This window comes from Paenibacillus sp. JT22N1, assembly GCF_059692155.1.
Genome location: NZ_JCAUAW010000004.1, coordinates 423113 through 437434, shown reverse-complemented (window position 1 = coordinate 437434; position 14322 = coordinate 423113). Strand labels below are relative to the sequence as shown.

Sequence of the window (14322 nt, the reverse complement as noted above, 5' to 3'; positions counted from 1 at the left end):
CTTCACCTCGGTTTCTAAAATGACTTAAAAGTAGTTTTCGGCAGCCGGTGGTCGAATTTGAATAAGTTGCCCGTTATAATGCCTTAAATCGTGCGGGACATAAGGATGCTTAACGGCTGAGTCTTCATACAGTTCAATGCCTAAACCCGGTTTATCAGGGATTGTCATATAGCCATCCTCGAAATGCAGCTGTTCATCCGTGATCTCTTTACGCCAAGGCACATCACTTGCCATAATTTCCAAATAGAAAAAGTTAGGCGTGCAGGCGGCCAATTGCAGTGTAGCTGCATTAGCCACAGGGCCGCTTGGATTATGCGGGGCGAATGGAATATAGTTCGTCTCCGCCATTGCAGCAATTTTGCGACATTCCATAATGCCGCCGGCATGGCTGATATCCGGCTGCACATAGTCAAGCGCTCTTCGCTTGAACACTTCGCTGAATCCTTGTCGCGTAAACAATCTTTCCCCGCCTGCGATGGCCACCGGAGATTTCCGCCTTACGTCTACCATGGCATCCAAGTTATCTGGTGGAACCGGTTCTTCAAACCACACTGGCTTGAAAGCTTCGATCTCCTTTGCGATCTTGATCGCTGTAGGTACGTTAAAACGGCCATGCCCTTCAATGAACAGATCCATATCATAACCGACGGCATCTCTCACAACGCCAATGCATTCAAGAGCTTTATCCAGTTCCTCATTCGAGAGGGTCATGTACGCTTTGCCGAACGGATCCCACTTGAGCCCCTTGAATCCTCGCTCCATCGCTTCCTTGGCTTTTACACCAAAATCCTCTACGCAAGTGGCGCCGGCAAACCACCCATTGGCATACACCTTCACCTTATCGTGAACCTTGCCACCAAGCAGCCTGTGAACCGGAACGCCCAGTGATTTACCGTTAATGTCCCACAATGCCATTTCCACTGCACTGAGAGCAGACATCAGAACGGCTCCGCCCCGCCAATAGGCATCGCGATATATATTGTGATAATGCGCTTCGATATCAAGCGGGCTTTTACCAATTAGGTACCGTTTTATATCTTCAATTGCCCCAACTACAGCATTCTCTTTATACTCCAGCGTTGCTTCGCCAACCCCTGAAATACCTTCATCTGTGTAAATTTTGACGAATACGAAGTTCGTACGGTAACAATCGACGACAAACGTATTCACGCCAGTAATTTTCATCTACGCACCCCTATGAACCTTGTTTTATTTAATCACTCTATTTCTTCTCTGGATGTTCCTTTTTATAAATTTCCGTAGCTTGCTCAATCCACTTCTGACCGCCCGCATCCAAATATTTTTTCTTGAGCGTCTCGTATTCTTTGTCAAGATCGCCTTTGGATACGATTAAGGAAATGAAGATTTCATTCATGATGTCTTCTAATATTTTCTTTTTCTCCAATTCAACGGCAGGAATATCGTAAAGATAAGCGTCTTCGATCACATTGTCAGCAGCAAGCTTCAATCCGGCTTTCGTTTTATCGTTCAACAATTGAACTGAAAAACCATTAATTCGATTCATGACTCCGTTGTAAGCGAATCCTCCCTCATTACGCAAGCTAGTTGCATCATCATAAGGTTTAATCCACGAGAACTTGCCGTTCTCCATCGAGTAATGCTTGCCCTCAATACCTGCCCACGTCAATTTGTCGCCTTCATTACTAATCAAGAAATCCAATACTTTCATTACCTCAACAGGATGTTTGGATGATTTGCTGATGTGCATCCACGGGCCTGAGTCCTCAAGGTATAAATTAAGTGTGCCTCCTTGATTGTTTGGTCCCTTAATAACGGTATACTCAAATTCCGGCTTTGGATTTTCAACATACCGAGTCAACCAGTTCTGCGTAGTCCCGTTCGGGGTGAAATCGAAAGCCCCCATCTTGCCGTTCCATAGCTTCTCAAATTCTTTCAGATTGGAAATCGTAGCAAACTCGGGGTCCATCAAGCCTTCTTTATTCAATTTGTTCAGGAACTTGATGGCATCCATAAATCCGGGCTGCAATACCCATGGAAGCACTTTCCCATCCACCATTTTACCTCTTCCGATCGGAACGCCGTAGGCCGCAAAGAAGTGTATAAACGTTTGGTAGCCGCTTCCTCCTCCGAAGTAAGCCCCCACACCAAGCGTATCCTTTTGACCATTACCGTCAGGGTCCTGATTAGCGAATGCTTTCAAGACTGTATAGTATTCATCAATCGTCTTCGGAACGGGCAGCTTCAATTTATCCAGCCAGTCTTTGCGAATAGCCAGTGCACTACCGAATCCCCAACCACGCGGGATGGCGTACACTTTGCCATCAACTTGCGTAGCACCTTTTAATATGGAGCCTTTGTTGTCCAAAATATTTTTCCCGTTGCTTTTCAATAAATCATCCATTGGAATAATGGCCTGATTACGAACTAAATCCTTAATTTTCGCTTTATTAGGGTTTAGGAAAGCATCGGGCATATCACTTGATGCAATCATTGTATTTAATTTCGTTTCTAGGTCTGCCGTGTCTACAGTCAAGAACTGGACATTAACACCCGTTTTTTTGCGAATTTCCTGGACTACCGCGTTATCCTCAGGAAAATTAGTCGTCTTGTCGATCAAAATTCGTACCGTTACCGGTGCTGCGGGTTTGCTGCTTTCACCTGTTTTATTGCCTTCTTTGCCTGTGTTCCCTGGAGCAGAGCAAGCGACTGCACTCAGCATCATAACGCTGACCAAACCTAACGTAACTGACTTCTTCAACTTCACCATTCACATACGCCCCCTAGGCATGTATTTATTTTGTGAGCTTACAATCGCTCTTCAAAATCTAACCCTTGATGGATCCTACCATTACGCCTTTTACGTAATATTTTTGCAAGAACGGATACACGAGCAGCATCGGGATCACGGAAACAACAACCGTAGCCATTTTGACAGATTCTTCGGTGACCATCCCGATGGAGGAAGCTAAGCTCTCCGTACCTTGAACCTGCTGTAACGAACTGCTCTGCAGCATCGTTCGCAGAAACACCTGGAGTACTTGTTTCACATCAGAGTTGATGTAGAGAATAGCATCAAAATACGAGTTCCAATGGGCTACTCCGTAAAACAAAGCAATTGCGGCGATAACAGGGCCCGACACGGGCAGGATTACCGAAAATAATATGCGAATCGGAGCAGCTCCATCGATGTTTGCCGATTCCTCGAGCTCGGCGGGCAAGCTCTGAAAGTAATTTTTCAAAATAATTAGGTTCCATGCACTGAGAGCGGTTGGAATAATGAGCGACCAAATCGAATCGATCAAACCGAGCTCTTTGACAATTAAGTAAGTCGGGATCATTCCCCCGCTGAACAGCATGGTGAAAAAAATCATCAGCGTAATGAAGTTTCTGCCCACAAATCTTCGAATGGAAAGGGGATAGGCCAACATGGCGGTCAACACAATATTGATCGCGGTTCCTATAACTAAGCGGAAAATGGAGTTTCCATAAGCATAATAAATCCCTTTGCTCTGAAGCAGCAGTTCATATGAAGTAAGAGAGAACCCTTTCATCCATAAAAAAAGCCCTCCACCCATAGCTAGCTTTGGATCACTTAACGAATACATCAGCACATGCCAAAATGGATACAAGGTAAAGATAGATACCAGCAGCATGCCTATGTTCAAAATGAAATACCATAAACGTTCCCCAAATGACTCTCTCACCAGGTGAACCTCCTTCGTACAAAATCGGTTACATCAAACCACTATCTGAATCAATTTTTTTGGCAATAAAATTTGTAAATAAAACTAGGACTAGACTAATCAACGATTTGAACAAACCTGATGCGGTAGCCAAATCATATTTCGCTTCTTGGAAAGCCAGTTTATAAATATACGTGTCTAAAATTTCACTAACCTCGTAGACCTGAGGGTTATAGAGTGCAAACACTTGATCCAGACCCGTGTTGAGCATGCTGCCCACGCGGAAAATAAGTAAAATAACAATCGTCGTCCGTAAACCTGGCAGCGTAATATGCCAAATTTGCTGCCATTTCTTCGCGCCATCCACTTTTGCCGCCTCGTACAACTGTTGATCAATCGTTGCAATGGTAGCGAGATATAGCACCGTACCAAAGCCCGCTTCCTTCCAGATATTCGATATGACAAGCAAGCTCCGGAAATATTCCTTACTGCTCAACAAGTTGAAGGTGAAATTCTCATACCCGAAAAACCCAGCTATTTCTTTGATTACACCAGTAGAAGGAGATAAGATGGCAAACAAAATACCCGAGATAATAATCCATGACACAAAATGAGGCAGGTAAATCGACGTTTGAACGAATTTCTTATACAATTGATGCCGGATTTCATTCAGTAGAATAGATAAAATAATCGGAAACGGAAAAGCAAATACCAGTTGGTAGATCGAAATGATAATGGTATTCTTGAAAGCTCTGTCGAATCCATACATGGTGAACAACGTTTTGAAATTATCCAACCCAATCCATTCGCTGGCGAAAAATCCTTGATAGATATTGTACTTTTTGAATGCGAGCAAAATGCCGTACATCGGTATGTAATGGAACACGATAAAGAACAAAATCCCTGGAATAGCCATGAGGTATAATAGTTTATCTTTCCGAATATGGGACCATTTCCGCTTCCGCTCTAGTGACTTTGAAGACCCATTAAGTTTCGTCACCGTTTGATCATACAACACGCTCAACCCCCTTCTCTTGTAAGCGTTTTAATTTGTGAACGAAAACGACATCTAGGTTTTAGATGGTTTTCCCGTTGCTTTCATTCTTGCAATCAAATCCTGTTTGGCCTTAATGACGTGATCTCTGGCAATATTTGCGGCAGCTTCTGCATCTCGATTTTTCAAAGCCTCCAGCAGCTTCCGATGATCGTTACTAATATCGGCCCCCCGGTTCGAACCAAAGATTTGGCGCATGCTGTCAATCAGTCCCCAATGTCGGTCAATAATGCGAATCGCTTCGGGATTTTGCGCCAGATTATTGATGATTTTGTGAAAGCTCTCATTCAGTTTCAGGCATAATCCCAAGTCACCTTCTTCAGATGCCTTCTCGTATTTCTCTTGAATGGCAACAAGTCTGTTGTAATCGCTATCCGTCATGTAAGGTACTCCATTATGAACCAACATCGTTTCAATCGCCATTCGAATATCGTACATATCAGATACGAACTTCTCATTTACCTCCCGTACGCTTGCTCCTTTATGAGGCAGTAAACTAACGAGTCCTTCCCCCTGGAGCTGTTGGAGAGCCTCCCTAATCGGCATCTGACTAACGCCGTAACGATTGGATAAATCAACGATCCGCAAACGTACACCAGGTTTAAATTCACCGGATAAAATATCTTCACGTAATTTATCGCGAACCCGTGTGTAAGTCGTTTCATTTAATGCTGATTCCTGAGTTACATCCATAGTTTTTTCTCCTCTAAATTTATCTTATTTGATATTTGATATAATATCACATCTGAATTGACTATGTAAACGTAAATTTGATATTTGATCAAATATCAAATATTATTGCATAGGTTCGATTCCTGATAGTTAATCTTGCACGACAAGAATAACCTAGCCGATGGCCAGGTCCTTGTCTAAAACCATACATTTTGTGCTGCCTTCTACTTTTTCTACCTTGCTGCGGTGGAGCGAACTTCTCTTTGCTACCACTCGCTCGGATTGATACCAATTCGTCATCTTCCTCGTATGTAAAGATGAAATATATCGTTACAGACACGATTCCACTTCCCCTCGCAACTGTAACGATGAAAAATATCGTTACAGCCTCGCTCAGCGCGCAAAAACTGCTTTCTTTTCGCACAAAAAAGGGTCCTCTACAAGTCAAATGACTTGAGAAGACCCTTTTTTATGTACTTAGGCTAATTGTTCCACGATACGATCGGTGAGCGGATACACAAGCTCCTCTTCTAAGGTGAAATGTTTGAGCAGTATTAAGCAAGCTGTCATTAATTCCGATGCCATCAAATGTAAAAACTCCTCATCTATCGGCACTTTCATCGCATTCACACCATCTACGAAAGCCTGCACGACTCTTTTCGCCAAGTCATGATCCTGCTCTAAAACAGTCATGGAACGAGAGACAGACAGCGCTGTTGTTGGTTGTAAATAAGATTGCAGAAGAGGAAATAGTTCTTTTTCTTCCCATTCCGAATGCTGTTCCAGCTCTTCAATAAGGGAAAGAATTAGATCTTGGAGTTCAATCAGCTTACACATTCCTATTGAGCAATCCTCGAGGGAGTACAAAGAAGCAGCCATCGTTCGGATCTCGGAGAGCTGCTCGCGCATCTGCACATGCTCCTCCTTCAGACGCTCTACGAGCATTGGAAAATAGCCGGGATCCATCATGTACTCCCTATTCGTTCGAATGCTCAAACGGTCATTCATTAGACATCCTCCTTCGAGTTTTCGTTAGAAAACTTACTTCATAAGCATAAAAAAGCTAACCCATTCCGCATTATCATTGTATGCAGGATGGGTTAGCTAACATGCGCAGGAATTGTCTTAGAAACAAACCGTTATCGAATGCGGCTCTCCGTTAAATGAAACTGATTTACAAGCAAGAGCAGCGACTCCGTAATCGCGCCAACATCCCCCGTCGTTTGGCGCACGTGAAGCATATCCTGCAGAAGCTCTTGCACGGTGCGCTCAACCTCCGCCGAGATTTGGCGATTCTCCATGCTTACCGCCGCTACCTTCTCCATCAACGCAACCACTTCATCCACCACCTGTGTCTTCATGGTATCGTTCGCGTTCGCGCTACTGAGAATTTCAGACGCCGCCGCCACAATTTGCGTCCCCTCCAGAACTACCTTGGTGCCTTCTTCCATCGAGATGAAGGCTTCATTCGCATGATGTTCAATATGCTCAATGGTGTCATTGATTTCCATTGTCGACTTCTTGGTCAACTCAGCCAGCTTGCGAATCTCTCCGGCCACGACAGCGAAGCCCTTCCCGTGCTCACCTACCCTCGCGGCTTCAATAGAAGCATTCAGAGAGAGCAGATTCGTCTGAGCGGAAATCTCTTCAATGACCTTAAGCAGCTTGGGAATTTCTTGGGTCGTTTGCAAAAAAGTTTGAATGGTACGATTCGTTTCAGCTACTTTCGCCGAAATATGATTCATCTTTTCGCCAATACGGTCCACTTCATCCTGCGCTACAGCAATTTGACCCGAAGCCTTCTCTTCCAATTCGCGCAGTGTCCCACTCATATTCTGCGTTACAACCTTCGCAACATCGATGTCCTTGAGCTGACCACGCAGTGAACGAATCATATCATGAATCTTGGTGCTCATTCGACCTGTCGATTGTTCCGTTGAACCCGTCGAATCATTCATACGTTCCTGGCTCAGCTGAACTTCAGCCGCAGCTTGTTTCACCTGCAGCATAATACCCTCAAGAGAATCGATCATATTATTAATCCATTTCGCCAATTCCCGCGTCTCATCACCAGCGAACTCCTGCACTTGCAGGCGCTGTGTCAAATCTCCGCTTCCCTCTGCGTTAATACGGATGAACTTATTCATTTGCGCGAGCTGCCTTACGATCGGCTTGCTGCCTTTTTGCCTTATAATGCTTGCGCCTGTTCCTCCATACACAAGACTTACAGCAGCCATAATTACTGATCCCCATGCACTGGAAACTTGTCCATTCAGCAGCCAAAAGCCCCCTGCTGATAGTAATATATAACCTACAATGAAGCGCAGCTGCAGCTTAAGCAATTTCCAGTCGATACTGCGAATCCGGTACACTTCCTCTAGATCGCCTTCACACATCATCCCCCAAACATCAGGGCAGTGCGGAAGCTGGAAGGTAACACCTTTGCCAATAACTGAAATATGCCGATAATCGGAATAACCCGGAAACTCAACGAATAGGTTATGTCCCTTTGCAATCGTTCCCGCAACCCCTGGATGAAGCTGTCCCGTTGCCGGATCCGTAAAAATGAGCTCAAGCTCCGTATGCTCCTTAACACCAACAATGCCGTAATCTGTGCGCACGCCATCTTTTAAATTGTCACCATGGGTAAAGGTAAGATCCTCAAAACGGCTGCGAGATAACGCTGTGCCTGGGGCAATCTGTTTATTTAACACAGGCTTCGCCATAAATAAATAATTATCTCCAGAGTCCGGATACACATGTCCTGATTCACGCTGGATCAAATCGCCGAGCACATCGTTCGGGACACGTCCGCAAATGGCCCCTTTCCATACTCCGTTAACCATTATAGGTGTAATAAATGCAAGCGTCATAGCATCGTGAAACGGCGAAGTGCTTGGACCTAGCTTTAAAGTAAGAGGATCGGAATAAGGTCCGAATAAGCATTTCTTGCCTTTACGTGCTTCCTCTAGCCCTTTTGTAAGATCACTTCCTGAATCATAAGATTTCCCAACATGAGTGGGGGACGTGGAGTATATCACTTCTGCTTTTTCATTTACTATGAAGATCTCCGAGAAATCGGCCCCGCTCTTTGACGCAGCTGCCAGCAGCCGTTGAACCATCGAACCATCCTGTGTCAAGCCTGTAGATCCAGGCTCAGAATCAAAGAGTTGCTCGAATAGTCGATCCAAATTGGACCAATATGCCTCTACCCAGCTTCGTAAAATTTCAATTCGCGTATGCGCAATCCCTTCGAAGATATGTTCCACATCTTCCTTGAGATAACGATTCAGACGATACGACCACCACAAAGGCAGACCTTTTCGAAATCCAAGCCAATCAAACATACCCCAACCCCCTATATTCACAATTAATATGTGACTTTATATAACATGTACTTATTCGACATTCTATAGCTGATTCCGACGTAAATCAAGATAAAAACAGAAAATTCTTGAAACATTCAAACATTTGATCTATTTGCGCATTTCTTGTCAGTTAATTTATACGTCATATACATTGACATAATTTTCTGATAAATTTACAATATAATAAAAAATCATTATTTTTCATTAGTTTGCGTCATGTTTTCTAACACAAAACAAGAACTTAGATCAGAAAGGAGGCCTGGTTTCTGCTTCGGGCCCATATCCTAACGTAGCTTCCACTCGAAGTATAGCTAAGAAACCAGGAGCTGCGATGTCCAAACCTGAGAATCTGGTCACCACCCCCTATGATCCCCGTCCTTTTTTTGATGAGATGTTTGTCAACTCGTACTCGGTAAGATCACATTATCAACATATTTTCCTTCAGTTCATGTCCATGAAGGCGGGAAATTTGAGCATGCGCCAAACGGCTACCATGAAACGCATGATGGAAGAAGGAATTACGTTTACACTCTACAGCCCTGATCAAGCAGAAGCATTGGAAAGAACCATCCCTTTCGATCCGATCCCACGAATCATACCACGGGATGAATGGCTCAAGCTTGAACAAGGACTTCAGCAGCGCGTTAAGGCGCTTAATATGTTTCTCAAGGATATTTATCATGACCAATGCATCTTAAAGGAGGGTATTATCCCAAGGAAAATGGTTCTTTCCAACTGCTATTTCCGACCTGAAATGATGCGTCTATCCATCCCGAATGATGTGTACGTAACCGTATCAGGTATCGATTTAATTCGTGATGAGCATGGCGAATATTTCGTTTTGGAGGATAATCTGCGATCACCATCAGGCTTCTCCTATTTGTACAAAAGCCGTTCCATCATGACGCACTTATTCCCTGAGCTCGTTTTTAGCCATTCGATCCAAGATATTGAGATTAGCTTAAATGTGTTTCTATCCGCATTGCGCCGGCTAAGCCCTTCGGGCAAATCCGATCCTGTCATTGGCTTACTGACCCCAGGTTGTTACAATTCGGCCTACTTCGAACATACGTTCCTTGCGCAGCAAATGGGCATACAGCTTGTAGAAGGACACGATCTCGTCGTCATTGATCATAAGGTATATATTCGCGGGATCAAGGGACTCCGCCAAATCGATGTCTTATATCGAAGAATCGACGACGATTTCTTGGATCCGCTCGCTTTTGATCCGAACTCGATGCTAGGTGTCGCGGGGATCATGAATGCCTATCGTTCGGGTAATATTAACATCGTTAATGCCCCTGGAACAGGCGTGGCCGACGACAAAGCCATTTATGCCTATGTTCCAGACATGATTCGTTACTATTTGAACGAAGAACCTATCCTGAATAATGTGCCTACTTATATCCTTTCTAGACCGGAAGAACGTGATCACGTACTGCAGCATCTAGATAAAATGGTCGTCAAAGAGACATCTCTCTCCGGTGGCTACGGTATGCTCATTGGCCCTTCGGCTTCTGAGAGTGAGTTGGCTGATTTTCGGCTAAGAATTATAGCGAATCCCGATCGTTATATCGCTCAACCAACGATTCAGCTCTCCAGAGCTCCTGTCATGATGGACGGTCAAATGGCTGCGCGGCATATCGATCTTCGGGCCTTCGTCATCGCTGGGGAGAGCATTCAGGTTATACCTGGCGGACTCACTCGGGTAGCGCTTAAAGAAGGTTCTCTCGTCGTGAACTCCTCGCAAGGCGGGGGATGTAAGGACACTTGGGTCACTAATTCATAGAGAAACAAATATTGATTGGAGGCAGGCGTTCATGGTGATGATGGGACGTACAGCGGAAGCTTTATTCTGGATCGGCAGGTATACGGAAAGAACGGAGAATCACGCAAGACTAATCGACGTGTATTATCATATTCGCGAGGAGAAGGAGTCTAGCAGCGATCAATCGTGGAGCCGATTAATTGATACGATTGGCGATCGTGCCGCATTTACTGAGCAGTATGGAAGCTTCACCGAGCAGCATGTCCTCCAATATATTACACTCGATAAAAATAATTCGAATTCTTTGCTCGCTTGCACCAACCATGCTCGCTCCAACCTTCGTAATATTCGTGAGAAAATGCCCGCAGAGCTGTGGGATATTATGAATGGCTTGTACCTGTGGCTAAAAGAAAAAGAAGTACGAGATATCACAAACGATTCGCCTCATTTGTTCTATCGTTTCATTCGTGACACCTTGTCTATGTTTCAAGGGGCGGCCACATCCGTCATGCCGCGTCAAAATGAATGGCACTTCGTGGAAGCCGGAAGATATTTGGAGCGTGCTGAGAACTTACTGCGCTTACTACAATCGTTATGTCATGACTACGCTAGGGAAGAGCTTTCTTCTTACCCGCTTATGCTGTCCGTATTGAAGTCGGTTAGCGGTTATGAGTCATATCGTAGGGAACATGCAGACACCGTTAATCTAAGCAGCATTATTAAATTTCTGATGTTTCATGAAACATTTCCACGCTCGGTTAGCTTCTCTTTCCAATCCTTGGAGCGTTCCTTACAGGGCATTCAAATGGAGGACCCCGATTTAAACCTTGCTGTACACAGGCTCGCTAAGCTAGCGGGAAAAGTAAAGGCTAACCTTGCTTGCATGGACGAAGATGATATTTTATCCGGCAAATTAGAAATGACTTTAAGTGCGCTTCGGGAATCCTGTAACGTGATGGGTTTAAGGATGTCAAAAGTCTTTTTTCCCTCCCGGGAAGAGGTCATCGCATGAAAAAGCTGGAGATTACGCATATCACTCGCTATTCCTACACCGATACAGCGCAGGACAGTGTCAATGAAGTTCGTTTAACACCACTCACTGACAATCGTCAAGCCTGTTATCACCACGCCATCACCACGGAACCTGCTTCAGCTTTCTTTACGTACTCGGATTTTTTTCATAATCGCGTACATGCTTTTACAGTCAATAAACTTCATCGCGAGCTAACTATTAAAATGGTGTCGACTGTCGTCACGCACGATAACGATAACATCCCATCAGGCGTCGCTTCTCCCTTAGAGGAGAAAGCGATGAGACTTAGCGATGACTTCCAGAATCAGCATGCGGAGTACTTGCTGCCTACCAGTTATACGGGTTTGACCCCTGAACTCAAGGCTTACTCAGATGCCATTTCCGATCAAAATATAAGTTTATACGAGTTACTGCACACAATCTACACAACGATTCATCGCGACTTCACCTATGATCCTTCCGCCACTTCCGTACAGACCACTGTCGGAGAAATGCTTCAATTTAAGCGTGGTGTTTGCCAGGACTACTCTCATTTTATGATTGCCATTTGTCGAGATAAAGGGATTCCCGCCAGGTACGTTAGCGGCTATCACTTTGTTGGCGATCTACAAGGAGGCAGCACGGAATTCACCCAAGCCTCCCACGCGTGGGTTGAGTGCCTGATCCCGGGAACTGGTTGGTTCGGTTACGACCCTACGAACAACTGTGAGGTCAATTGGCGTTATATTAAGCTCGGACACGGCCGCGACTACAATGATATCGTTCCCGTCAAAGGCGTCTATCGCGGTGCCGGTCAGCAAGATCTGGAAGTCATCGTTGATGTAAAGCTGATTGAGTAGTTCCTTCCACATGTGATTCAGAGTTTCTGACCCGCTTCACTCCCCCTCTTTTTTATCCCCTTTTGGCACGGACCATGTATTTAGTGTAGAATGGTGTCGAAGCTACACTAAACTGCTAAGAGGTGTTTGAATGGCTATAAGTTTCACTTTATCTATCATAAATCGATTAAAAAAAGAAATTTCTGAAACTCAACAAAGAAGTATCGACGAACAGAAAAAAAAGGAAAAAGCACTTTCAAAAATAAATCAATTACAAAGGGATATAAAAATAAGTACTTCACCCAGTGATTTAAGCAGCAAGATGTCTCGACTTAGTAAATTAAAGGATGAGATTAATAAAATCAACCTTTTACAAGTTGAATTATCCAAACAGTTGGTTCTTAAAAATGCAGCGCTAAAAGAGCAAATCTCCAAAGATCAACAACAGGAGAACAAAAACTAGATCCTTATAAGTATAGAGGGCTTGTACGTGTTTCAATGAAACACGTGTAAGCCCTTTTTTTGCCGTCCACTTTCATGCATTTATCAGAAAGTTGCCTAAAATGTTTGAAGTAAATAAAAGGAATTCAAGTTTATATGTGGAATTGTTTATACAACATACATGATCGAAGTCTAATGAATTAAATAGGAGGCTTACAGATGAAATCGACGGGAATAGTGAGAAAAGTAGACGAGTTAGGCCGGATTGTTTTACCGATTGAGCTGCGACGAACACTTCATATCGATATCGGTGACGCGATCGAGGTTTATGTCGATCCGGAGCGCATTACACTCAAGAAGTATATGCCAGCCTGTGTATTCTGCGGTAATTTCGAGAATATGACCTATTTCAAAGGCAAGCTGGTCTGCAGCTCCTGCGTAGAAGAAATTGTTTAAATCATGATTCCGGTTAAAATAGGATACAAAAAAGGCGTACAACTCTCATCCCGAGGGCTATACGCCTTATATTTTTATTTAGAGCTAAACCAAGAAAGTCCAATGGATATTAGAATGCCTGCTATCGCGATCCAAAATAAGTAGGAACGAAGCACACGTCCTAAGCTCTTATCTTGCCGATCCATAACGGCTTTCTTGCGAGAGCCGCTTTCTTGCGTCTCCCCATCTAACTCATCTGTCACTTGTGTGCGCCAATTTACGAATTGAAATCCAATTCCGCTAACCACAATGGAAATCATGAGTAAAATCAAAGAACCCATAAACAGTTTGTCCGATATGGACTGCATCATGCATCTAACCTCTCTGTCTTCACCTATATAGTTCTTCTATTATACTTCAAAACAGACTTTGAATACACACAAAAGCCCCAATCGAGTGAGAGTCGATTGGGGCTTGTTTACTTTTGCTGCTTATAGAGTTTTATCGCCTGGTTTCCAGTTCGCTGGACAAAGTCCACCAGCCTGAAGCGCTTGAAGCACACGCAGCGTCTCATCTACAGAGCGCCCAACATTCATATCTGTGACTACTTGGTAGCGCAGCACGCCTTCTGGATCGATGATGAACAATCCGCGATGCGCAGCGCCGCTTTCATCGTCTAACACGCCATATGCGCGTGCCGTTTCTTTAGAGAAGTCACTGACCAACGGGAACTTCACAGGACCTATGCCGCTTTGGTCGCGCGGCGTTTGAGTCCAAGCTCTGTGTGTATACACACTGTCGACAGAAGCTCCAACGATTTCACAATCCAGTTCAAGGAACTGCTCGTAATTGTCACTGAAAGCTGTGATTTCGGTAGGACAAACGAACGTAAAATCGAATGGCCAGAAGAAGAAAACAAGCCATTTTCCTCTATAATCTTCAAGCGATATTTTCTCTTCTAAGGTTTCCATATTCTTCGTCGATAGCAATGAGAATGAAGGCGCAGGAAGCCCTATTTTAGCAAAAGAATGTGAGGGTTGTACGGTTAATTGTGTCATGGTTATCTCT

At 44.2% G+C, this 14322-nt stretch carries 14 protein-coding genes; 5 read left to right on the top strand and 9 right to left on the bottom strand.

Annotated features, from left to right (window positions below):
• Positions 1–24: 24 nt before the first annotated feature.
• The 7 genes from dgoD to AC58UU_RS10975 form a co-directional block, all read right to left on the bottom strand.
• The gene (dgoD, locus tag AC58UU_RS11005) at positions 25–1185 is read right to left on the bottom strand and encodes a galactonate dehydratase (RefSeq protein ID WP_497315490.1); all 1161 of its coding nucleotides are present in this window, start codon (positions 1183–1185) and stop codon (positions 25–27) included.
• Between the two features lie 37 nt (positions 1186–1222).
• On the bottom strand, positions 1223–2749 hold the full coding sequence (locus AC58UU_RS11000; RefSeq protein ID WP_497315488.1) for an extracellular solute-binding protein: 1527 nt from the start codon (positions 2747–2749) through the stop codon (positions 1223–1225).
• Positions 2750–2807: 58 nt separating this feature from the next.
• Positions 2808–3686, bottom strand: coding sequence for a carbohydrate ABC transporter permease (locus AC58UU_RS10995; protein ID WP_497315486.1), 879 nt, complete (start codon positions 3684–3686; stop codon positions 2808–2810).
• A 28-nt stretch (positions 3687–3714) separates the two neighbouring features.
• Positions 3715–4683: an ABC transporter permease gene (locus AC58UU_RS10990; protein WP_497315484.1), complete on the bottom strand. Its 969-nt coding sequence runs from the start codon at positions 4681–4683 to the stop codon at positions 3715–3717.
• 51 nt (positions 4684–4734) lie between these two features.
• Positions 4735–5412: a GntR family transcriptional regulator gene (locus AC58UU_RS10985; RefSeq protein ID WP_497315482.1), complete on the bottom strand. Its 678-nt coding sequence runs from the start codon at positions 5410–5412 to the stop codon at positions 4735–4737.
• Between the two features lie 456 nt (positions 5413–5868).
• Positions 5869–6399 (bottom strand): hemerythrin domain-containing protein, encoded by a 531-nt coding sequence (locus tag AC58UU_RS10980; protein WP_171645974.1) that lies wholly within the window; start codon positions 6397–6399, stop codon positions 5869–5871.
• A 131-nt stretch (positions 6400–6530) separates the two neighbouring features.
• Positions 6531–8738 carry a methyl-accepting chemotaxis protein gene (locus tag AC58UU_RS10975; RefSeq protein ID WP_497315480.1) on the bottom strand — a complete coding sequence of 736 codons (2208 nt, stop codon included), beginning with the start codon at positions 8736–8738 and terminating at the stop codon, positions 6531–6533.
• Positions 8739–9090: 352 nt separating this feature from the next.
• On the opposite strand from AC58UU_RS10975, the gene AC58UU_RS10970 reads away from it, so the two are divergent.
• From AC58UU_RS10970 to AC58UU_RS10950, 5 genes are all read left to right on the top strand, one after another.
• Entirely contained in the window at positions 9091–10548 is a 1458-nt protein-coding gene (locus AC58UU_RS10970; RefSeq protein ID WP_497315478.1) for a circularly permuted type 2 ATP-grasp protein, read from the top strand.
• Positions 10549–10579: 31 nt separating this feature from the next.
• Positions 10580–11539 (top strand): alpha-E domain-containing protein, encoded by a 960-nt coding sequence (locus tag AC58UU_RS10965; protein ID WP_497315476.1) that lies wholly within the window; start codon positions 10580–10582, stop codon positions 11537–11539.
• Entirely contained in the window at positions 11536–12399 is an 864-nt protein-coding gene (locus tag AC58UU_RS10960; RefSeq protein ID WP_497315474.1) for a transglutaminase family protein, read from the top strand. Before AC58UU_RS10965 ends, AC58UU_RS10960 begins: the two co-directional genes overlap by 4 nt.
• A gap of 130 nt (positions 12400–12529) precedes the next feature.
• Positions 12530–12841, top strand: coding sequence for a hypothetical protein (locus tag AC58UU_RS10955; protein ID WP_497315472.1), 312 nt, complete (start codon positions 12530–12532; stop codon positions 12839–12841).
• Between the two features lie 197 nt (positions 12842–13038).
• On the top strand, positions 13039–13275 hold the full coding sequence (locus tag AC58UU_RS10950; RefSeq protein WP_047677188.1) for an AbrB/MazE/SpoVT family DNA-binding domain-containing protein: 237 nt from the start codon (positions 13039–13041) through the stop codon (positions 13273–13275).
• 74 nt (positions 13276–13349) lie between these two features.
• Here AC58UU_RS10950 and AC58UU_RS10945 read toward each other — a convergent pair whose 3' ends face one another.
• Both AC58UU_RS10945 and AC58UU_RS10940 read right to left on the bottom strand, forming a co-directional pair.
• Complete coding sequence (locus tag AC58UU_RS10945; protein ID WP_497315470.1) at positions 13350–13625, bottom strand: hypothetical protein; 276 nt, start codon at positions 13623–13625, stop codon at positions 13350–13352.
• Positions 13626–13745: 120 nt separating this feature from the next.
• On the bottom strand, positions 13746–14312 hold the full coding sequence (locus tag AC58UU_RS10940; protein WP_497315468.1) for a peroxiredoxin: 567 nt from the start codon (positions 14310–14312) through the stop codon (positions 13746–13748).
• Positions 14313–14322: the final 10 nt, after the last annotated feature.